This is a genomic window from Frankia sp. R82 (assembly GCF_023716925.1).
In the GTDB taxonomy this organism is placed as follows: Bacteria; Actinomycetota; Actinomycetes; order Frankiales; family Frankiaceae; genus Frankia.
This window is the reverse complement of sequence record NZ_JAMQQG010000014.1, coordinates 1-22843: the sequence shown is the minus strand read 5'-3', so window position 1 is coordinate 22843 and position 22843 is coordinate 1. Positions and strand designations below refer to the sequence as shown.

Annotated in this window: 10 protein-coding genes and 2 pseudogenes; 8 read left to right on the top strand and 4 right to left on the bottom strand. The window is 69.5% G+C overall.

Annotation, left to right across the window (positions count from 1 at the left end):
- Positions 1–32: 32 nt before the first annotated feature.
- Genes drmD through drmC form a run of 5 tightly spaced genes read left to right on the top strand, consistent with a single transcriptional unit; the run spans position 33 to position 13961 of the window.
- Positions 33–3200 (top strand): DISARM system SNF2-like helicase DrmD, encoded by a 3168-nt coding sequence (drmD, locus tag ND747_RS04425; RefSeq protein WP_251731991.1) that lies wholly within the window; start codon positions 33–35, stop codon positions 3198–3200.
- A complete protein-coding gene (locus tag ND747_RS04420; protein ID WP_251731990.1) occupies positions 3197–7375 on the top strand; it encodes an Eco57I restriction-modification methylase domain-containing protein in 4179 nt (1392 codons plus the stop codon). The genes drmD and ND747_RS04420 overlap by 4 nt, the downstream gene beginning before the upstream one ends.
- Positions 7375–11091, top strand: coding sequence for a DISARM system helicase DrmA (gene drmA / locus ND747_RS04415; RefSeq protein ID WP_251731989.1), 3717 nt, complete (start codon positions 7375–7377; stop codon positions 11089–11091). Before ND747_RS04420 ends, drmA begins: the two co-directional genes overlap by 1 nt.
- Position 11092: 1 nt before the next feature.
- The gene (gene drmB, locus ND747_RS04410) at positions 11093–13207 is read left to right on the top strand and encodes a DUF1998 domain-containing protein (protein WP_251731988.1); all 2115 of its coding nucleotides are present in this window, start codon (positions 11093–11095) and stop codon (positions 13205–13207) included.
- Positions 13197–13961: a DISARM system phospholipase D-like protein DrmC gene (gene drmC, locus ND747_RS04405; RefSeq protein WP_251731987.1), complete on the top strand. Its 765-nt coding sequence runs from the start codon at positions 13197–13199 to the stop codon at positions 13959–13961. The genes drmB and drmC overlap by 11 nt, the downstream gene beginning before the upstream one ends.
- Before the next feature lie 180 nt (positions 13962–14141).
- On the opposite strand, the gene ND747_RS04400 is transcribed toward drmC, so the two are convergent.
- The gene (locus tag ND747_RS04400; protein WP_251731986.1) at positions 14142–14669 is read right to left on the bottom strand and encodes a GNAT family N-acetyltransferase; all 528 of its coding nucleotides are present in this window, start codon (positions 14667–14669) and stop codon (positions 14142–14144) included.
- A gap of 404 nt (positions 14670–15073) precedes the next feature.
- On the opposite strand from ND747_RS04400, the gene ND747_RS04395 reads away from it, so the two are divergent.
- A complete protein-coding gene (locus ND747_RS04395; RefSeq protein ID WP_251731985.1) occupies positions 15074–15460 on the top strand; it encodes a hypothetical protein in 387 nt (128 codons plus the stop codon).
- Between the two features lie 33 nt (positions 15461–15493).
- Here the strand turns inward: ND747_RS04395 and ND747_RS04390 are convergent, their stop codons facing one another.
- Positions 15494–18739: a toll/interleukin-1 receptor domain-containing protein gene (locus ND747_RS04390; protein ID WP_251731984.1), complete on the bottom strand. Its 3246-nt coding sequence runs from the start codon at positions 18737–18739 to the stop codon at positions 15494–15496.
- 103 nt (positions 18740–18842) lie between these two features.
- Complete coding sequence (locus ND747_RS04385; protein ID WP_251731983.1) at positions 18843–20864, bottom strand: TIR domain-containing protein; 2022 nt, start codon at positions 20862–20864, stop codon at positions 18843–18845.
- Positions 20865–21180: 316 nt separating this feature from the next.
- Between ND747_RS04385 and cysK the strand changes: the two genes are divergently transcribed.
- Entirely contained in the window at positions 21181–22113 is a 933-nt protein-coding gene (gene cysK, locus ND747_RS04380) for a cysteine synthase A (protein WP_251731982.1), read from the top strand.
- Positions 22114–22115: 2 nt separating this feature from the next.
- Positions 22116–22628, top strand: a pseudogene (gene cysE / locus ND747_RS04375) (serine O-acetyltransferase); the annotation flags it as partial.
- A gap of 131 nt (positions 22629–22759) precedes the next feature.
- Here cysE and rpsN read toward each other — a convergent pair.
- Positions 22760–22843 (bottom strand): annotated as a pseudogene (gene rpsN, locus ND747_RS04370) (30S ribosomal protein S14); the annotation flags it as partial.

The following is a 22843-nucleotide window of genomic DNA, read 5'->3' as shown; positions in this document are numbered from 1 at the left end:
GCCCGCATCATATTGTCGTTAAAGTCAATAAAATGACCGTTTCCGCGAGCCTGCGCCCCGACGCTGTCACCGGGGGAGCGGCGCCGGCCGTTCCAGAGCAGGGGCAGGTCGTGGAGGTCCGCGGCTCGACCTGGGCGGTGGCTCTGGTCGCCGAGCAGGGTCTGCCACGCAGCCCCGGCGACGAGGAGGTGGCCGGGTTGAACCACGTGGTCACGTTGCAGGCGCTGGACGAGGACCGGCTCGGCGAGGAGCTCACCGTTGTCTGGGAGCTCGAGGTCGGCCACACGATCACCCCGGACCAGGGCCTGCCGACATCGCTGAACGCCGACGGCTTCGACGACCCGAACCTGCTCGCCGGCTTCGTGGACGCGATGCGCTGGGGCGCGGTGACCTCCGCCGACGACCGGAGCTTTCAGGCACCGTTTCGCAGCGGCGTCTCCGTGGAGGCCTACCAGCTGGAACCGCTGCGCCGGGCACTGTCCTCAGCCCGGACCAACCTGCTGCTCGCAGACGATGTCGGCCTCGGTAAGACGGTCGAGGCGGGCCTCGTCATCCAGGAACTGCTGCTGCGCCACCGGGCCCGCACCGCGATCGTGGTCTGCCCGCCGAGCCTGGCGCTCAAATGGCAGGACGAGATGCGGGACAAGTTCGGCCTTGACTTCACCATCATCAACAGCGAGCGGCTGCGGGACGTCCGCCGGGCCTATGGGCTGCACGCCAACCCGTTCCTGCTGTTCCCCCGGGTGATCGTGAGTCTGGCCTGGCTGCCCGGGGTGCGGGCGCAGCGGATGCTGCGCGACGTCTACGGCCAGACCACGCAGATCAACAGCGCGAAACGGTTCGCGTTCGACATCCTCGTGGTGGACGAGGCGCATCACGTCGCGCCGGCGAGCCCGTCGGTGGTCGGCGGTGGACGCGGCTACGCGGTCGACACCCAGCGCACGGAGGCGGTGCGGGGCCTCGCGAACCGGTGCGAACACCGGCTGTTCCTGTCCGCGACCCCGCACAACGGGCATCCGGAGTCCTTCACCGCCCTGATGGAGATGATCGATTCCAGGCGGTTCTCTCGCGGCGCGCAGCTCGACGAGTCGGCCCTGCGTGATGTCACGGTGCGCCGGCTGAAGAGCGACCTGCCCCACAAGGACTTCCAGCGCCGGCAGTTCCGGGCCCTGCCGGTGCAGCCCGACCCCGGTGAGCAGGAGATGTTCGCCCTGCTGGCACGCATCCTGCACGACAGCGCCCGGGCGAACGGACGTGGACCGTCCGGCGACATCACCACGATGCTGTTCAAGAAGCGCTTTCTGTCCAGCCCCTGGGCGTTCACCACCACCCTGGAGCAGTATCTGGCCGCCCAGGTCACCGGCCAGGGCCTGGCCGACCCCGACTACGACGACATTCTCGGCGAGGGGCAGGCCGACGAGGAGGAGGGTCTGTGGGAGCAGCAGGAGGCCAGCCACATCCGGGCCAGTAAGTCCACTGACCCACTGGTCGCCGCCCGACCGGGCGAGCTGGAGCAGCTCGCGGCCTGGGGCCGGGGATACGAGAGCCGCCCGGACGCGCGCCTGGACGCGCTGATGGTCGAGCTGGACGCGATCTGCCGGCCCGCCGGGACATGGTCCAACGAGCGGGTGGTGGTGTTCTCCGAATACGCCGACACCATCGACTGGGCGCACCGGGTGCTGAGCCAGTTCGGCTATGCGGACGTCCTCGCGGTCATCCAGGGTTCGACGCCACCGGAGGAACGCGAGGTCATCCGGGCCCGGTTCACCGCCGATCCGGCGCAGGAAAAGGTGCGGGTTCTGCTTGCCACCGACGCGGCCGGTGAAGGTATCGACCTGCAGTGGTACTGCCACCGGCTGGTGAACCTGGATGTGCCGTTCAACCCGTCGCGTCTGGAGCAGCGGATCGGCCGGATCGACCGCTGGGGGCAGACGCGGCGGCCGGAGATCTTCTACTTCGCGCCTCCGGCCTCGTCCGAGACCTACGGTGCGGACCTGGCATTCATGGGGATGATCGCGCGGAAGGTCGCGACGATCGCATCCGATCTGGGTTCGGTCAACCAGCTGATCAGTACCGAGATCCAGGAGCATTTCACCGGTCGGGCGCCCGCGCGCCGTCGGCGCGATCCCGTCGACGGCAACGCCGTCATCAACCGGGCGCTCAAGGGCGGCATGGACCTAAACGCCCAGCTCACAGCACTGGAACGCGGATATGGCGAGGAACGTGCCCGGCTGCACCTGACCCCGGAGAACCTGCGCCGGGTCGTCGACACCGCCCTGCGCATCGACCACCAGCCGCCGCTGGTGGAAACCGGTGACCAGGACACCGACGCCGCCGTGTTCACCGTCCCACAGCTGAGCCCCGCCTGGCAGCCGGCGCTGACCGGCCTCGACACCGTGCTCACCCCCGGTCAGCTGCGACCGATCACCTTCGACGAGGAGGCTGGCGCCCTGCACCATCTCGTCCACGTGCATCTGGGCCATCCGCTGGTGACGCGGGCGCAACGGCTGCTGCGCCGCTCACTGTGGAGCGCGGACGCGCCGCTGAACCGGGTCAGCGCCGTCGTCGTCCCCGACCTGCCCGAGTCGTTCGTGGCCGCGGTGACCCGCATGGTGCTGGTCGGGCGGGGCGGGCTGCGCCTGCACGAGGAGGTCTTCCTCGCCGGCGTCCGGCTGCGTGGACGACGGGCGATGGCCGAGGAACGCGCCGAGCGACACCTCGACCAGGCCTTGGACGCCACCGACCTGCGTCTCGCCGACGCGGAGATCCGCACCGCGCTGACCGACACCTGGAACGCGCCGGACTCACCGCTGCGCACCCGACTGCTGGAGTCGATGACCACCCGGGCCGACGCCTACCACCGGCGGGTCAGCGACCAGCTGGCTCGCCGCGAGGAGTCCGACATCCGGCGGGTCCAGGGAATCTACAAGGCCTTCGCCCGCAACCTCACCGAGTCGCTGGAACAGCTGACGACCGCGGAGATGGAGGCGGAGCTGGCCCTGTTCCCCGACGACCAGCAACGCCAGCGCCGCCGCGACATCCAGGCGATGCGGGAACGCCTGGAATCGCTCGCCGGAGAGGAGACCCGCGAAGTGGCGACGATCAGCCAACGCTACGAAGAGGTCAAACCACACATCAGTGCGGCCGCCGTCGTGTTCGCCCTGACCGAGGCCGACGCCGCCCAGGCCGGTTCCTGGTGAGCGCCCCCCGCGCGTCCGGTCGCGCCATCCGCTCCCGTCTGGCCAGCACCCGCCCGGCCAACAACATTCGCCCGGCCGGCGTTTCTCGCGGAGCCGGGACGGCGTCAGCCCGGCGCCGCGAGCCCAGTGCCGCGGAGCTGCATCGGTCGTGGCTGGATCTCGTCGACACCGACGGCCCGTTCCTCGCCGTCCCACCGCTGAAGCGGCTGTGGCCGCAGGGCGTCCCCGCGCTCGACCAGGACACCCGCGACACGCTCAACGCCGCCCGCGCCACCTTTGAACGGGCCTGGGAGACGCTGGACCGCGCCGACGACCCGGACAGCGAATCCACCCGGACCGCGTTCGGGGAGGCCCAGATCACGTGGGTCCGCACGGTCCTCGCCGACGTTGCCGGCTGGCAGGACATGCTCACCTGGGGCGCCGCGGTCGCGCCGCAGGCCACGGCGCAGTCCCCGAACCGGCAGATCCAGGTGACTCCCACCGCCGCGCTGACCGGACCGGATGGGCTCGGCGCCCTGGTCAGCGTCATCCCGGCAACTGAGGACCTGCGGGCCGGTGGCACGGACGGCTGGGCCGCGGGCCCGCTCGACCGGATGGCACACATGCTGCACGAGGGCGGTGTGTCGATCGGCATCGTCACCGACGGCCGCTGGTGGGCGCTGGTCTGCGCCCAGCCCGGCGTCATGGTCGCCTCCGGCATCGTGGACGCCTTCGCCTGGGCCGAGGAGACCCGCACCCGCGACGCGTTCCTCACCCTGATCCACCGCCGACATCTCGTCGGTGGTGCCGCGAACGAGCGGCTTCCGGTGCTGTTCGCCGAATCCGTCGCCGCGGCGGAGGAGGTCACCGAGGCGCTCGGCTCCCAGGTTCGCCAGGCGGTGGAACTGCTCGTCGCCGCGTTCTCCGAGGCGCAGTCCGACGCGCGCCGCCACGGTCGCGTCGCCCCGCTGCCCGCCAACGGGCACACCGTCTACGAGGCCTGCGTCACGGTCATGATGCAGGTGGTGTTCCTGCTGTTCGCCGAGGAACGCGGCCTGCTCCCGCAGAGCCACCTGTTCACCGCCGGCTACGGCATCAGCGGTGAGCTCGACGCGCTGGAACGCCGTGCCCTCGACGACGGGGAGGAAGCCCTCGACGCCACCTTCCTCACCTGGCACCGGCTGCTCGCCACCGCCCGGGCACTGTCGCGCGGCGCGTCCTTCGAGGACGTGCGCATCCCCGCCTACGGCGGATCTCTGTTCGGCCAGGACCGTTTCCCGTTCCTGCGTGCCGTTGGCGAGCGTGGCTCGCTCGCCATGCCGATTCCGGACCGGGTCATGCTCCATGTGCTGCGCTCGGTGCAGATCGCCAACCTCAGTGGTTCCGATGCCCGCCGGATCTCCTTTCGCGACATCGACGTCGAGCAGATCGGCTACATCTACGAGGGCCTGCTCGGCTACACCTGCACGGTCGTCACCGACATCGCCCTGCTGGGCCTCACAGGTGCTCCCGGCGCCGAACCAGAAATCCCGCTGGAAGTGCTGGAGGACCTTTCCCGCCAGCACGAGACCGATGCCGCCCTGGTCTCGGCGATCCTCGCCTGGGTGAAGACCCATCAGCCGGCTGCGAAGGCCCCCAGCGCCTCGGCACTCACCCGGGCCCTGGCGAAGGACGATGGTCAGGACGCCGCGGAACGTCACCTGCGCGCGACCACCGACAGCGCCGGACTGCGCGTCCGGCTGCTGCGCTGGATGCCGATCGTGCGGCGGGACCTGCGGGGTCGGCCCACCGTCATCCTGCGCGGCGGCATGGCGGTCACCGAAACCCCGTCACGGCGCAATGCCGGCGCCCACTACACCCCTCGCAACCTTGCTGAAGAAGTCGTCTTCCACGCCCTCCAGCCGCTGTGTTACGCACCGGGTCCGTATCAGACGCCGGACGAGACCGCATGGAAGCTGAAGACCTCGGACGAGCTGCTGTCGCTGAAGGTCGCCGATATCGCTGCCGGCTCCGGTGCCTTTCTGGTTGCCGCCGCCCGCTACCTCGCCGACCGGGTGGTCGAGGCACAGGTTCGGCAGGACCCGACCCTGCGTGGTCGCACCGACTTGCGTATCCGGGCCATTCGCGCGGTAGTCGCGAACTGCCTGTACGGCGCGGACATCAACGGCATGGCTGTCGAGATGTGCAAACTCTCGCTGTGGCTGGTGTCCCTCGACCGGGACCTGCCGTTCTCTTTCGTCGACGACAAAATCCTGCACGGCAACTCGCTGCTCGGCCTCACCGACATCCGCCAGCTCAAGGCCCTGCACATCGACCCGACCCGCCCACAGCAGGCCCGGTTCGGCGACGAGCCGCTGGACGACGTCATCCAGCAGGCGATCGAGATCCGTCGCCGCCTGGCCAGCGAGGTCCAGGAGGACGACCCCCAGCGCAACGCCAACGCCAAACAGCGCCAGCTGGCCCGGCTACACGAGGTCACCCGCCAGCAGACCGCCGTCGCTGACGGCATCATCGCCGCCGGCCTCTGGCTCGGCGGCAAACCCGGCCGCCAGCTCGACGAGGCCTACGGGAATCTCTGGGCAGCTACCGCCGATGCATTTCCCGGTCCTGGCAAAAAACCTGACCCGACGCTGCTCGATGCCATTACATCCAAGGGACTCACCCCGACCGTTCGTACCGACTACCGCCGTTGGAAGCCGCTCCACTGGGCACTTGAGGTTCCCGACGTCATGGTCGACCGTGGCGGATTTGACGCTGTAATCGGAAATCCGCCTTTCTTGGGTGGGCAGAAACTTACCAGTTCAATTGGCGCCGATGTGCGTGACTGGATTGTCCACTGGCTTGCGTCGGGGTGCCGTGGAAGTGCCGATCTGGTCGCTTACTTCCTCCTGCGAGCATTCGATCTCTTGAATTCCTCTGGGGTACTTGGATTGATCGCCACTAACTCCATTGCTCAGGGGGTAAGTCGCGAAGTCGGTCTTGATCGGATCGTCGAGATGGGTTTTACGATCACTCGAGGGATTCAGAGTGCTGCTTGGCCTGCCGCAAGTGCAAATTTGGAATACGCGGCTGTCTGGGGCTGTCGATTCGCTCCTGAAAAAGGAGTTGATCGAGTGATTGATGGCGCGAAGGTTCGGTACATCTCCACCCTTCTTGAGGGGGTCGGGCGTGTCGATGGGAGTCCGGTTAGGCTTATCGAGAATTCGAACATCGCCTTCCAGGGATGTATTCCATTGGGTAACTTTACGCTGACTGAGCGGGAAGCTTCTGTATGGATGCATGCGAATCCTGCGAATAGAGACGTTATTTTTCCCTACCTTACTGGAGGTAATCTAAATTCTCATCCGGACCGGGTGGCGGGGAGATGGATAGTAGACTTTGGTGATCGGTGTGATAGCTGCGCTAGGCGTTACCCGGAAATTTTTCAATGGGTAACCGAAAAAGTCAAGACTGTGCGTGCAAAAAATAATCGAAAAATGTATCGAGATTATTGGTGGCAATTTGCAGAGAAGCGACCTGGGATGCGCCATGCAATGGCCGGCCTAGATGAGGTCATTGTGATCGCACAAACTAGTAGTACGCTGGCTCCGACTCGAGTTTCATCGCGTCAAGTCCTCGACCAGACGGTAATTGTATTTGCCAGCGATTCGTATGCTTTGCTGGCTTCTTTGTCGTCGGGGCTCCATCAGGCATGGGTAGTCAAATATGGTCTCGGTATGCGAAGTGATCCTCGCTACACGCCATCAAATGTTTTCGAGACTTTCCCTCTTCCGGGCTTTACAGGTGTTATGTGGGAGTTGGGCGAAAATCTGGAGATGGGGCGTCGGGAGATAATGGAGCGTAGAAGTCTTGGGCTAACTAAACTTTATAATCTGGTTAACGATAGTAGTGTTGTAGGTGACCAGGATGTTGATCTGGTGCGGGCTTTGCATGCGCAAGTGGATGAGGCTGTGGTGGCGGCGTATGGGTGGTCGGACGTCGAGTTGGGGCATGGGTTTCACACGTATCGGCAGGTGCGGCGGTGGACGATCAGTCCGGCGGCACGGGTGGAGCTGATGGATCGGCTGCTGGAGGAAAACCTAAGGCGGGCAAAGGAGGAAGAGAAGCTGTCGGTGCCCGCCGGTAGGAAAGGGCGTGGTCGGCAGAAGGCGGCGGCCGAGGTGGAGGGGCAGCACGACCAGGGGGGGTTGTTCTGATGGTGGGTTCGGCGCCGCCGTCGGGGGCGCGCTTGGCGCCGGAGTACCGGCTGGCGCACCAGCCGGACGGGTCGTCGGTGACGGTTCGGGAGAACCTTGTCGACATCCTGGAGCGGGAGTTGTTGGGGCCCGCAGGTGGGCCCGAGGAGCTGCTGTCGATCAGCCCGCGGCAGATGTACCTGGTGGGGCACATCGCGCCGGTGAAGCTCGCGGAGAACCGGATCGATGAGGCCGCGGTTGAGGATGGTGAGGCGCTGGCCGTTGCCCGCGATGACCTGTCGGGGCCGACCACGCAGCAGGGCATCCCCGCGATGTCTGTAGAAGACGGCGGACCCGACAGCGGGGACGGCGATGGCGACGGTAACGAGGACAGGGCACCCCAGCAGGGGCTGATGATCCCCGCGTCGATGGGTCTGCGTTTTCAGGTGCCGGCCGATCTGGCCGAGGTCACGGTGACCGCGTCGTGGGGCACCTACGAAGGCGTCGCCACCGAGGAGGTAGACCGCAAGGGCCGGCCGCTGCGGGCCTACCGGCGCACTCCGGTGGAGATCGTCGAGCCCGTCCGGCTTGCCGAGCTCACCCCGGGCCGCACTCACACCCGGGTGCTCAGCCAGAAGGTGTGTCTGCGTATCGACCTCTACGAGGACGAGCGCTTCGGTCGCCGGCTGGTGGAGATTGCCCTGTGCAATGACAAGGTGACCCCGCCGACGATCCCGGTCGCCGAGTGGATGTTCCAGACCCGGCTGCACGTGGCCGCCGGGGGCGAGGCGGTGTTCCTACCGGTCCGTGACGTCCTCGAGCAGGACCGCGCCGAGGACGACGAGGAGGTCCGTCGCCTCGACCTGCAATACCGGCACCGGTTGGAGTTCGCCATCGGCCGCACCTGTTCGGCCGACTGGGCGGCCGAGCCGCGCAGGCGCCGGGCAAGCGCCGTCTGGACGACCTGGCTGCCAACTGCGGAAACCCCGCAGACCAGAGCCGGCTCGGTGGCCGACGCCCTGCTGTCCATGGACGCCTTGGCGCACGCCACCGCAGACGAGCTGCGCCAGGGGCTTCGTCCGCTGGTCGAGGGCTACGGCAGCTGGCTCGACGCGCGTGCCGCCGAAGCCGCGACGCTGCCCGAACATCTGCGCACCGACGCCGACGAGGCTGTGCACGAGGCGCGGAGAATTCATGCCCGGCTCGCGGCAGGGCTTGAGCACCTGGTCATCGAGCCGCAGGCGCTGGAGTGCTTCCACTTCATGAACGCCGTCATGCGCGACCAGCGGCTGCAGTCGCAGGTCGCGGCGTTGCGCAGCTCCACCGCTGGGCTGTCCCTGGCGGAGGCCACCGAGCGGGTGCGGGCGCGTGGGCCGGCGGCGGCGTCCTGGTTCCCGTTCCAGCTCGCCTTCATCCTGCTGCAGCTGCCCGGCCTGACCGACCCAGCTTCGCCGGCGCGCAGTGGTGGCATGGCCGGGGTGGAGCTGCTGTTCTTCCCGACCGGTGGTGGCAAGACCGAGGCCTACCTGGGGCTTGCCGCCTACACACTTGCGATCCGCCGCAGGCAGGGTGTGCTGCAGACCGCGGACGGGCCGCTCGACGGGCGCGACGGTGTCAGCGTCCTCATGCGGTACACGCTGCGGCTGCTCACCTCCCAGCAGTTCCAGCGGGCCACCGCGATGATCTGCGCGGCCGAACTGGCTCGCCGGGCAGACGAAACACGCTGGGGCCGCGAGCCGTTCCGGATCGGCCTGTGGGTCGGCACGGACGTCAGCCCGAAACGCTGGAACGAAGCCAACGAACAGCTTCGCAAGGCCAACGAGTACGGCAGCGGCTACCGGCTGACCGTCCTACAGATCCAGCGCTGCCCCTGGTGCGGTACTCCGATCACTCCGGCGCAGGTCCGGGCGGATGCCGCCACCCGCCGGGTGTTCGTCTACTGCGGGGACGACCTGGGCCGCTGCCCGTTCTCCCGCGGCGGCGGCGTCGACGAGGGCCTGCCGGTCCTCACCGTCGACGAGGAGATCTACCGGCTCACCCCCGCCTTCGTCATCGCGACGGTGGACAAGTTCGCCCGCCTCGCCCGTGAGGGCGAAGCGGCCTCGCTGTTCGGTTACGTCTCGGGTCGCTGCGGCCGGCACGGCTACGCGCACCCCGACTACGCCGGATGCTCGATCAAGACCAGCCATCGGGCCGAGAAGGGCCTCCCAGCGGCCGGCGTGCGGCCGGTGGCGCGGCTGCGCCCGCCGGATCTGATCATCCAGGACGAGCTGCACCTGATCACCGGGGCGCTGGGCACCACGGTCGGCCTGTTCGAGGCCGCGGTCGAGACGCTCTGCAGCTGGCGGGACGCGGCCAGCCGACCCGTCCAGCCCATGATCGTTGCGTCCACGGCCACCGTCCGCAACGCCGAGGAACAGGTGCGCGCGCTCTACGGCCGGCGCGTGCAGATGTTCCCCCCGCAGGTTCTGGACGTCGCCGACACCTTCTTCTCCGAAGAGGTCCCGATCAGTCCGGACAATCCCGGCCGGCGTTACATCGGCGTCAGCGCGCAGGGCGTTCGCCTGTCCAGTGCGGAGATCCGGGTCGCCGAGGTGCTGCTGTCCGCCGGGCAGCTGCTGTTCGACCGCAGCGGAGCCGCCGCCGACCCGTACATGACCCTCGTCGGCTATTTCAACGCCACCCGCGAACTCGCCGGCATGTCCCGTTACATCGGCGACGACGTCCAGACCCGGGTGCGCAGCCCCAAGCGTGGTTCCGGCTTCCCGCGCCGCTACGGTTCCTTCGGTTACCTGAACACCGGTGAGCTCACCGCCAGAATCGCGTCCGCCGATATCGGCCGCACCCTGGACGCACTGGCCCTCGAGTTCGACCCGGGCTACTACACGTCGGCGGCCCTACAGGCCCGGATCGCGGCGGAGGCTGCCGGACATCCCACTCCGCGGCCACCCGCGAGCCCCCTCGACGTCGTGCTCGCCACCTCGATGTTGCAGGTCGGTGTCGACGTCCAACGTCTCGGCCTGATGCTTGTTGTCGGCCAGCCGAAGAACACCGCCGAGTACATCCAGGCATCTTCCCGAGTTGGGCGCGACCCGCAGCGGCGACCCGGTCTGGTTGTCGCGCTCGGCAACTGGGCCCGCCCTCGCGACCTTGCTCATTACGAGCAGTTCCGCTACTACCACGAGACGTTCTACGCGCAGGTCGAGGCGCTATCTGTCACCCCGTTCTCACCCACGGCTCTGGAGCGCGGCCTCGACGGCGTGCTTGTTGCCGCCGCCCGGGTGATGCAGGGCCATCTGGGTGTGCAGGGCCTGTCGCCGGAGCGGGAGGCATGGCGCGTCGAGCAGGAACGGGACGCACTCGACGCGCTGGTGGCCCGGCTGCGCGCCCGCATCCTCGCCGCGGCGCAGAGCGACAGCGTCGCCGAGCAGGTCAGACAGCGCTTCGTCAACCGGCTGGACCAGTGGAGCGCGCGGCGCCAGCACGCCGTGGGCGCCGGACAGACCCTCGTCTATGAGCATGTCGGCGACTCGAAGGCGCTGAGCGCCCTGATGATCAGCCCGGAGAACAGCCGGGCCCACCCGCCTGGCCTGCCCCGGCCGCCGTTCGTCGTCGCCAACTCGATGCGCGAGGTGCAGCCGGAGATCAATCTGCTCGTGTCCCCGCTACCCCAGCGCCTGGCCGTCGTCGACCCGCCGGACGCCCCCACCTGGCAGCTGCCGGCGCAGGAGGACTGAGATGACCGCACTCGATCCCAACGCGCCCCCCGCGGGAGGAAACGCGGCAGCACCGGTGGACGTGCCGACGATGCTGCTCGCCTCGACCTTTCCACTGGACCCGCTCGGTGACGCCGAGGACGCCCAGGTGAAGAACAGGGCCAAGGTCGGCTCGGCCCGCCCGTCCGCGCTGCTGTACACCTTCGGCATCGGATCGGTCATGGATCTGCCGCAGTTCTCCATCATGCCGGCGGGCCTGGACGACTGGGAACCGATCTGGCGCCGCCGCCAGTTCGTCCCCCAGATCGACGAGCCGCGGCTGCTGGACGCCATCCGGATCCTGCTACCGAAGGTCAGCCAGCTGCGCCCGTTCCCCTGGCAGCCGGTGCCGCACGCCCGCTCCGCCGACGGCAGCGACCTCGGCATTCCGGCACGGGTCTTTCCGCAGTGGATGCGCTGCACCGGCTGCGACTTCCTCGGACCACTCGCCCGGTTCGAATACACCAACACCCATCCCTTCCGCCCAGACCTCGCCTGCTTCGAACATGTCGGCTGTCCCGGCCGGCGCCGGCAGACGGACGACCAGCCCAGCCCGGGCGGGAAGGGCAAAGCGCCAAAGAAACGGCAGCGGCGCAGCCCGGCGGTGCCCGCCCGCTATCTGCTGGCCTGCCCCGACGGGCATCTGGACGAGTTCCCCTATGCGCTGTGGGTCCACCGGGGGAACGACTGCCCCAGGGGAGCCGAGGCACCGCAGCTCAAGCTCATCGACACCAACATCGGGCAGGGCGCGAGCGCCATCGTGCGCTGCGAGGCCTGCCAGACGACCCGCAGCATGGGCGAGGCCCGCGGCGACTCCGGGCAGCGCAAACTCCCCACCTGTCGGGGCCGCCACCCGCACCTGAACGCCTTCGACCGTGGCTGCGAGAACCAGACGAAGCTGATCATGATGGGCGCGTCGAACCTGTGGTTCTCCGCCACCCAGTCCGTCATCGTCATGCCGCGCACCACCAGCGAACAGCGCACCGTCCTCGCCGACACCCTGCGGGCGGCCTGCTCAGCTGAAGAGATCACGGCGGTCGCGACACTCCCGGGCATCATGCGCACCATGCTCGACCGCCGCACCGACCTGACCGGTGTCAGCGACGAGGACCTGCTCGCCGCCGCCGTCCAGGCGCTCGCCCCACCCCCCGACGAACAGGAGCGTGAGGAGCGACTGCGCACCTGGGACCCGGTGGACCTGCTCGTCCCCGAATGGGAGTACCTGCAGAAGCCCAGCCTGTTCGCGCGTCAGGAGAACGCCAGCGGACTCATGGTCACCGAGCAGGCCACCGGCGAGCGGCTGCCCGCACCGATCAGCCGGGTCATCGCCGTCAACCGGATGAAGAAGATCAACGCCATGATCGGCTTCACCCGCATCGACGAGCTCGACCGGGTCGCCGACGTGAGCGGCCGGCTGGTCAAGCTTTCCACCCGGCCCCCGACCTGGGTACCGGCCACCGAGGACCGTGGCGAAGGCGTGTTCCTGCAGCTCGACGAGCCCGCCGTGACCGCCTGGGAGGCTCAGGTGCTGCAGACCAGCATCTGGACGGCCCACCGGCAGGCGCACGAGCGCAACTTCACCCGCCGCTTCTCCGTCACCGCCGCGCTCGTCGACCCCGCCACCAGGCTGCCGGCTCCCCGCTACTGGCTCGTGCACACCCTCGCCCACCTGCTGATCCGCGAGATGGCGATGGCCTGCGGGTACGGCGCGGCGAGCCTCAGCGAACGTCTCTACGCCTGGCCGGCCACCGACACTCGCCCGGCCGCCGCCGGCCTGCTCATCGCCACCACCGCCGCCGACAGCGAGGGCACCCTCGGCGGCCTGGTCGCCCTCGGCGAGCCGGAGCGCCTGCAGGCCCTGGTGGTCTCGGCGTTGCGCCGGGCCAGCCGCTGTTCGTCCGACCCGGTCTGTGCCGGCCGGGTGCCGCGGGATCCCGAGGACTTCCTGCACGGCGCGGCCTGCCACTGCTGCTGCTTCGCCTCCGAGACGTCCTGCGAGAAGGCCAACCGCTTCCTCGACCGCCGCTTCCTGCTGCGTCTGCCCACCAGCAACGGCGACACCGTGCCCGCATTCTTCGGCGCCGCCGATGCTGTCTGATCCCGATGCCGCCTCTGACACCGCTGACCCGCACCGGGCGCTTGGGGAGTTCCTTACCGAGTACGAGGCCGAGCGGCTCGTCGTGGCGTTGGAAGCCGGCGAAAGTACGACCGGTGCCCTGCGGGAGATCACCCGGATCCGTCGCCCCGAAGCGGGACGATTACTGCGTGCTGCCGGGCTTGGCCATGACGACGTCTCTTCCGCTGCCGCGATTCTGCGCGCGATCGCCGGAGCACGCTCCATCCGCACCAGCATCACCCCGGTGTGGACCATGCCCGGCCCCCAGAGCACACACGGCCGGCTGACCAGCGAGGTGCTGCGCCTCATCGACGGCGCGCGGATCTCGGTGACCTGCGCCAGCTACAACTTCACCTCGCACTCCAGAATGTGGGACGCGCTGCGGGCCGCGTCGCTGCGCCCCGAGACGACGGTCACCGTCTACGTCGACGCTGTCGCGGGCACCCCGCAGCAGGTCGCCGACCACCTTCCGGCCGCCACGGTGTTCGCCACCACCACGCTGCCCGGCGCGCCCCGCCCCCTGGTCAGTCACGCGAAAATGATCGTCATCGACCATACGGTCGTGCTGACGACCAGCGCGAACTTCTCCTACCGAGCGGAAACCACCAACATCGAACTCGGCCTACTCGTCCACGACACCGCCCTCGCCACCTCCGTCGAGTCCACCCTGCGAGCCCAGCACGGAACCCTCTTCGATCACGTCACGCCCACGGTCACCGGTCGACGATCTCAATGAGCATCCTGGTCCCGCCCGCTCCGACATCGCCGTGCGACTCTTGGCTGTTGTACTACTGCCACCCGTTGAACAGTTCCTGTGAACGTCTGACGGCCTGAACGTCGGGCGCCGCAGAACTGTCTGACTGGCAGCACACCACCTATCGTCATGCAACGCCGCCGAAGGGCTACCCGGAAAAATTCAATAAATCGGCGATCTTTTCTTTGCGGTCTCGAGGTACTTGACGAGAAAACTCGCCTCCTCTGCTTCTTCGTGCTCCACGCCATCATGGTCGACCCAGGTCCAACGATCGACATAACGTTGCACCCGCGCGACATAACCGAGGCTTCGGTAGAGGCGGGTAGCTTCGAGGTTGCCGTTGGCCACGCCAAGCCCGACCACTCGGTAGCCGTGCGCGGAGACCAGCATCTCGGCCTGACGAAGAAGCTCCCGGCCTGTCCCCTGCCGGCGCTGCTCCGGTGGCCAAACCCCAAGCGCGTTCAGCTCTGGGCATCCAGCGGTCTCCCAGCGCACCTGGTCGACGTCGCAGCCCGCCCAGATGATCAGTAGATGTCCCACGGGCCGCCCGGCAAGCCAGGCCACGAGGTATGCGGCAGTGCCCCTACTCTGCCGTTCGAACCGCCGGCGGTGATGGCTCATCTGGCCTCCTGTCGGGATGTATCGGTCAAGGATCTCAAGATCACTTTGATCGCAGGTGCGGATCTCCACCGAAGGCATCCGATCAGAGTAGAAGGTCTCGCCACCGCATCACGGGTACGTGTCGGAGGTGGCTGGTTGACGCCAGCCGCACCAGGAGGGCGGCCGAGTATCGCAGCATGTGTCGCGGATGTCATTTGCGATGCGGTGCGGCGTGAAGTGTCGCTGACTGGCCCCGATCTATGGCCGAAGCCGGTTTGGGATCAAGGTCGTGCTTGGTGCGGGCCGAGGAACGTCGGCGTCCATGTGTGTTTCGGACTGTCGTCGAAAACGCGCGCAAACACATATACTGACGTTGTCACCGCCGATTTCTGGAAGGGACGTGGATGGCAAGGCCAGACGACTCATCTGGTAGGCAGCCCGACTCCAGTGCGACCTCTCCATTGCCTGTAGAATCGGCGGAGGCGGGTGGTCCTATGCCGGCCGGCCCCGACCAGTCCGGGCTTGAGGAGTTCGACGTCGATGCGGCCAGGACCGATGCTGATGCACCAGGCGGCGACGGTCGCCCGTTACTGCGTCCCGTGGACTGGGACGGCTCGTCCAGCCGGGTCTGGGACGCCCGCCACGGCAACGACGTGACCAACCAGCTCTTCGCCGAGCAGTCTGAGAAGTGGTCTGAGGAGCTGCTCCAGCGGCTTCGGCGGGAACGGCAGGAGGCCGAGCGCGAAGCGCGGGATCGGCGTCCGTCCGAAGAGGACCTGTCCGCGCGTAGGGCCCGGGAGAGCGAGCTGGACAGGTTGCTGAGGCCCGATGCAGGAGAGTCCGGTGCAGGCGGCTCTGACGGCGGCGATCGCGGCGACTGACCGCGCCATCGGACGCCGCCCTGGAACCTCTGGTTACCAGCGATCCCGTCTCGGCTCGGCCTGGAACGGTCGCTCGCTCGGGTTCCGTTCTGTCTGAATGGCCTGCTGAGCGTCGGCAAGGGACCGACGGGCCCGGATGGTGTCCGGGTGGAACGGCCCGTCCTCGCGCATGCGTTCACGCAGTGCGTCCCGGTAGAGCTGGGCGGCGGTTCGCGGCTGGTCGGCCCGGTGGTAGAGCTCACCGAGGCTGTGCTCGTTGTCGCGGGTGTCGGGGTGGGCACGGCCGAGGACATGTCTGCGGGTCTCCAGAGTCCGCTGGCTGAGCCAGAGGGCTCTCGGTAGGTGCCGTCGATCAGCCTCCTGATAGGTCGCGACGAGGTCGTCCGCCGTGCACAGGGTGCGGGAATCCGCGATGCCGAAAGCTCGGCCACGGTCCGCCAGCACCTGTTCCAGATGCGGTATGGACTCCTCCGCCTGGCCGTTGCGACGAAGGGCGGAGGCAAGGTCGGCCCTGGCGTCGACGGTTCGGATGTACGCCGCGCCAGCTGTCTGCTCATATCCGTCAAGAACGCGTTCGAGATGGGGGACGGCGTCGCCAGGACGGTCCAAACGCAGGTACACCTCGGAAAGGATTTCCCGCGTGCGGTTCGTCAACGGATGGTCGGGGCCGTGAGAGTCCTCGCGGGCCGCAAGAGCTCGATCAAACAGTGACAGAGCTCGCTCCGTGTTGCCGCTGTTCAGGTGTGCCTCGGCGAGGCTCTGCGCGCTCTCGCCGGTGTCGCGATGGCGAGGGCCAAGGACATGTTCGCGCCGGTCAAGGGCGATGCCAAGTTCCCGGGTCCCCTCACTGAGCCGACCGGACGCGGAGAGGACGACGCCGAGCTGGTGGCGAGTGTGCAGGGTGTCGGGGTGGTCTTCGCCGAGGACTGCGGTGCGGGCGGTGAGGGTGCGTTCGAGCAGGGGGAGGGCGTCGCCGAAGGCGCCGCGGCGGCTGTAGGTGACGGCGAGCTGGTGGGTGGTTTCCAGGGTGGCGGGGTGGTCCTCGCCGAGGAGGCGGCGGCGGTCGGTGCGCACGGCGCGCAGCAGGTCGAGGGCCTGGTCGGGGTGGCCGGCGCCGTCGTGGGCGCGGCCGAGCTGGTGGCGGGTGGCGAGGGTGTCGGGGTGCTCGGTGCCGAGCAGGCGGGTGCGGTCGGCCAGGGTGTGGGGGAGGAGCTCCAGGGCGCGGTCGAAGCGGCCGGCGCGTTCGTAGGCGGTGGCGAGGGTGGCCTCGCTGGCGAGGGTGTCGGGATGGTCCTGGCCGAGGATGCGGCGGCGTTCGGTGAGCAGTCGGGTGGCCAGCGGGCCCGCGTCGGCGAGGCGGTCGGCGGCGATCGCGGCGTGGATGGCGGTGGCGCCGGCGGTGAGGGTGTCGGGATGGTCGGCGCCGGCGAGTCGTCCGCGGGTTTCGACGGCCCGCAGGGCGAGTGGCAGGGCCTGCCGGCCCTGGCCGTGTTCGACCAGGTAGGCGGCGGCATGCTCGGCGAGCCAGGCGGCGTGCAGGTCGTCGTCCGGCCGGGATGGGCGCTCGGCCGAACGGCCGTCGGTGCGATCGGTCTCGGCAGGGCCGTCGGGGTCGTTGGGGCCGTCGGGGTCGTTGGGGCCGTCGGAGTCCTCGGGGCCGTCCAGGGCGGCGAGAACGTGGGGGAGCAGCTCGCGCCAGGCCGGCCAGGCGTCCGGGGTGGCGGTGATCCGCTCGGGCAGGGCGGTGCGCAGCAGGCGGCGCAGCGTGCGGGTGAGCTCGGCGGCGTGGTCGGGGGCGGTGTCGGCACGGACGGCGGCGCGGACCAGCCGGTGGGCCGTGACCGACGGGCCGTCCCGGTGCGCGAGACCCGAGCGTTCCAGGGCGCCGACGGTGTCGGCGAGCATGAGCGGGTCGGCGGTGAGCAGGCGTAGCGGCAGGCCCTGGGCGTCGGCGCGGGACACCAGGCGGAGTAGTTCCGCGGCGGCGGGGGAGTCGGCGGCGAGGGCCCGCAGCGACTCGTCCCACAGGTTCGCGGCGGTGCTGCCGGGACGGCCGGGGGCCTCGCCCTCGGCCAGCAGACGTCGTGGGGCGCGGATGAGTTCCGCCAGGTAGGTCTCGGCGGGTAACCGTCCGGCGAGGATGCGGTGCGCGGCCTGGTCGAGGGCGAGCGGATGGTCGCCGAGCTGCTCGGCGATGCGGCCGGCGATGGTCGCCTCGATGCCGGCGATCCGGTCGGTGAGCAGCGCGACGGACTCCCGGCGTTCCATCGGCGCCAGCGCGACGGCCGCGCCGAGCCGGTCCCAGTCGGGATTGCGGGAGGTCACCAGCACCCGGCCCGACCCGAACGGCCCCGGGACGGGCAGCCAGTCCGGTAGGGCCGCGTCGGGGGCGTTGTCCAGGACGATCAGCCAGCGGGCCTCGGCCCGGTCGAGCTGGGCGAGCACGGCGGCCGGCGGCGCGTGGGCGGGCAGGCCCAGCTCCGGTGCGAGGGCGCGGATGCGCTCGTCGAGCAGCCTGGGCTGGGCGGCGGGCACCCACCAGACCGCGTCGAACTCGGCGCGGTGCGCGTGGACGTACGCGGTGGCCAGGCTCGTCTTGCCGACCCCGGCGAGCCCGGTGACGGCGACCAGCGGCGCCCGGGCCATCGCCGCGTCCACCCGGGCGAGGGACGTCTCCCGCCCCACCAGCGCCACCGGCGGTGTTGGCACGTTCCACACCGTGGGCAGCTCGCTGGGATGCAGCGCCAGGTAGGGATGCCGGGGCGGACCGCCGGCGCGGGCCTCGCGGGCCTCGTGGCCGGGCCGATCCCCCCGGACGGCGGCAAGCAGCGCCTCCCGTCCGGCGCGAGGGCTCAGGTCGACCAGGTTGATCGGGGCGATCTGCCCCAGCAACCCGGGAATCGGCTGTTCGGTGACCCGCACGACCAGCAGCCTGCGGCCGGGCTCGCCGGGCTCGCCGGGCTCGGCGGGCCCCGCGCCGTCACCTCGGGGTCGTCCGGGCGGGTCGTGCCGGGCGGACCAGGCGACTCCCCACTCGTCCACCGCGGTGGTGGAACGCAGGTAGCCGTCGGAGACCACGGCGATGGTCTGGCGGGCGTGGAGGGTGGATCGGTTGAGCCAGGCGATGCGGTGGGTGCCGGGCACCACGTCCCAGCAGTCGATGGCGACCTGAAGGCCGTCGACCTCCAGCGTGTCGGCGATCCACTCGGCCCACGGGCGCGCGTCCTGCGCGTACGACACGAAGCAGTCGAGGGCGCCCTCGTCGCCCCCGCCGATCACCCGATCAGCATGACATGTTGACCTCCGGTCTGCCGTTGTCCGGGCGTCCAGCCGACCACGGTGTGGACAGCCGGTGCGGATGATCCCGGTCGCACCGGCGAGATCAGGCCGTGACCGGCCGGGCCACGGTGAGGTCGAGCCGGGCCTCCGGACGTTCGAACCGGACGACCTCGAGGCCCGCCTCCCGCAGCCGGGTGTGCAGCTCCTCGATCGGCGGCGTCCAACGGGCCAGCTGGTGCCGGTCGGAGTCCTGGTAGATCGCCAACATCGCGTGCCGGTCGCGAGCGAGCTGCGACCAGGTCCCGAGGATCAGCAGGCCGTCGTCCGCCAGCAGCGAGCGCATGAGGACGAGCGCGTCCTGCAACGCGTCATCGTGGTCAAGAGCCCGGTTCCAGCCGAAGTGGGACAGGGTGCCGAGCATGCAGGTGATGGTGTCGAACGGGCCGGTGTCCGTCGGCACGGTGAGGAAGTCCGAGCATTCGACCCTGATCCGGGTCTCCTGTGGGCAGTGCCGGTCCAGGGCGGCCTCGGTGAACCGGACACAGTCGAGGTCCTCGTCAATGCCCACGAGCTCGCCGTCGGGGCGCACCGCATCCCGCATGAGCAGGAGGTAGCGGCCGGTGCAGGTGCCGACATCCAGGTAGCGGCCCACCTCTCCCCAGCGGCCCGCAGCGGTGAGGACGGCGTGCACCCGCGCGGCCTCCGCGGCCTTGAGGCGGGAGTCCACCCGGTCGAGGTCGAACTCGTAGTCCACCAGCCAGTTCGACGTGTAGCTGATGTGGGTGCGCGCCGAGTCGAACGCCCGCTGCATGGCTTCGAGAAACCCCTCGATGGGCTGCGCCTGCTGCCACAGGTCGTCGAAGTATCCCTCGGCGGCCGTCCGGTAGGTCTCGAAATGCTCGACGGTCGGGCAGAAGCTTTTCACCTGGAGCACCTGGCCGACGCTGCCTCCCGCAAAGGCGTCGACGCGGAAGTCGTCGTAGATCGCAAGCTCTGTGTCCTCTGGATTGTCCAGAAGTCCGGGTGGGAGAGCCGTGTGCAGGTCCTGCGAGTCAAAGGCGACCCGTACTTCGCAGCCGGTGGCGACCATCCGGCGCACATTGCGCTTGATGTGCTCGAACTCGCTGGCGCTGCGGCGCAGCTCCCGGCTGCGTCCGGCGGCCCGCAGATGGATACGGTCGGCGCGGATGCCGGCGAGCACCGCCTCCGGTTCGGAATCCAGCAGGAACAGGCGCCGGGCCTGTCCCACGGACACCCGCAGCCGGTTCATCATCCGGTTGTTGGCCGACAGGACGCCCGGCTGCGGGCTGTTCCAGAAACCGCTGGACAGGAAGGTCGTCGTCCAGAAACGCCGTTCGACGCGGGCCAGGGCCTCGACGTAGGTCGACAGTGCGGCCTCCGCCGAGTCGAACACCAGCGCGTCCCCACCGACCGTCGAGTCGGGCACCTGGTTGCCGCGGGGCGGGAGCTCGGCGCCGCCAGGTACTCCACCGCCAGGCACCCCAGCCACCAGAGCGCCTGGCACCTGTTCGACCCGGGCGACGGTGTCGGCGAACCGGCGTCCGGTCCGCCGCAGGGTCTCCGCGTAGCCGAAGGCGGCCGCAGGCCCGTCGTCCGCAATGCCGCCGGAGCGTCGCGGCGGCAGGTAGCGCCACCTTTCCTTGATCTTCCGGGCGCAGTTGTCCAGGGTGATCCCGAGCGTGACCTGGTCACGGGCATCGAACCGCTCGACCGTCAGCCCGGTCAGGTCCGAGGGCAGGGTGACGCCGGTCTCGGCGACGATGAAGACCCGGTCCCGGCCCAGGCCCGCCACAAAGAAGCCGTACTCGAGAATGACGTTGTCCCGGCTTGCGACGAAGTCTCCCTCCTCGCGGGCGTACTCGTCGTCGGCGGCGAATACCAGCAACGCCCCGTCCGCGACGTCCAGCTCGGCGACCAGCACATCCAGGATGTAGGAGCCGGCGGGAAAGGCATTGCGCCACAGATGCAGGTCAAAGAGATCGACCAGCTCCGAGGCGAGCCTCGTGACGATCCCGCGTTCGACCGACTTCCCCGAGCTGCCGACAAAGATGACCGGCCCGCCGCGTTCCCCCGCGGGCCGGCCGGCACCATGCACGATGGACACGGCCAGACCCCCGTACCTGCGCGTCGGTCACCTACAACGATGAAATCAGCTCACTGTATCCGGCCCGTCGGTAAACGCTGGCAGCAGCGGTCGTCGGCTGACCTGACGCGCGGCAGGCCCGACCGGTCTGGCGGGCTGCAGACGGCAGCGCACTTTCCGGGAGCGGTCGGGAACGGTCGGGAACGGGGCCGGGTGGCCCACAGGGGGCGGTCCGGTCGGACCCGCGACATACCCTTGCCGATGGACCGGAACGCCGACGAGGCCGGGCGCGCCCCGTGAACACGGGCGGGCACGGGTGCGAGGAGTAGGGACGTCGATGAGGATCGCCGAGGACATCACGCACCTGGTGGGGAACACCCCGCTGGTGCGGCTGCGCCGGGTCACCGAGGGGGCGGGGGCGCAGGTCGTCGCCAAGCTCGAGTCGTTCAACCCCGCGCACAGCGTCAAGGACCGGCTCGGCCTCGCGCTCATCGACGCCGCCGAGGCGGCCGGCGCGATCGGGCCGGGCACGGTCATCGTCGAGCCGACCAGCGGCAACACCGGGATCGCGCTGGCGATGGTGTGCGCGGCGCGCGGCTACCAGTGCGTGCTGACGATGCCCGAGACGATGAGCGTGGAACGCCGCATGCTGCTGCGGGCCTACGGCGCGCAGCTCGTGCTCACCCCCGGTCCGGAGGGGATGGGTGGCGCGATCGCCAAGGCCGAGGAGCTCGCCAGGAGTGACTCCCGCTACTTCATGCCGCAGCAGTTCGAGAACCCGGCGAACGCGGCGATCCACCGGGCGACCACCGCCGAGGAGATCTGGCGCGACACCGACGGGCAGATCGACATCCTCGTCGCCGGTGTCGGCACCGGTGGCACGATCACCGGTGTCGCCGAGGTCATCAAGGAGCGCCGGCCGTCCGCCCGGTTCGTCGCCGTGGAGCCGGCCGCGTCCCCGGTGCTCTCCGGCGGCGCGAAGGGGCCGCATCCCATCCAGGGCATCGGCGCCGGCTTCGTCCCGAAGGTGCTCGACACCGCCATCGTGGATGAGATCGTCCAGGTCGAGGCGCAGGACGCGATGGTGCTCGCCCGCCGGCTCGCCCGCGAGGAGGGACTGCTCGTCGGCATCTCCTCGGGTGCCGCGGCGGTGGCGGCGCTGAAGGTCGCGGCCCGGCCGGAGAACGCCGGAAAGCTGATCGTCGTCGTGCTGCCCGACTTCGGTGAGCGCTACCTGTCCACCCCGCTGTTCGCCGGCCTCGAGGACTGACCATGTCCAGGCCCGCCCCGCGCAGGCTCGCCCCACCCCTGCCCGTCCGGCGCCGGGCGGCCGGGTTCGGGCAGCTGCGTCGCGACCTGCGCGCCGCTCGCGACCGTGACCCGGCCGCCCGCTCCAGCCTTGAGGTCGCCCTGTGCTACCCCGGCGTCCACGCGCTGTGGGCCTACCGGGTCAACCACTGGCTGTGGACGCACGGCCTGCCGCTGCCCGCCCGCGTCGGCGCCACCGTCGCCCGGGCGCTCACCGGCGCCGAGATCCACCCGGGTGCCCAGGTCGGCGACGGCGTGTTCATCGACCATGCCACCGGTGTCGTCATCGGTGAGACCGCCGAGGTCGGCAACGACGTGACGATCTACCACGGTGTCACCCTCGGCGGCACCAGCCTCGAACCCACCAAACGACACCCGACGATCGGCGACCGGGTCGTCATCGGCGCCGGTGCCAAGGTGCTCGGCCCGTTCACCGTCGGTGCCGACAGCCGCATCGGTGCCAACGCCGTCGTGGTGCGCAAAGTGCCGCCCGGCGCGGTCGTCGTCGGCGTGCCCGGCCAGATCATCACCCGCAGCCGTCCGCAGCCAGCCCGCCACGACGACTCCCTGCCCGACCCGCTTGGTCTCGGCCTCCAGTCCCTGCTCACCCGCGTGGACCCGGCAGAGTCCGAAGACCCGGTACACCGAGCGGGACCGCCCGCAGCGCTGGCAGCGGGTGTAGCCGCGCACCG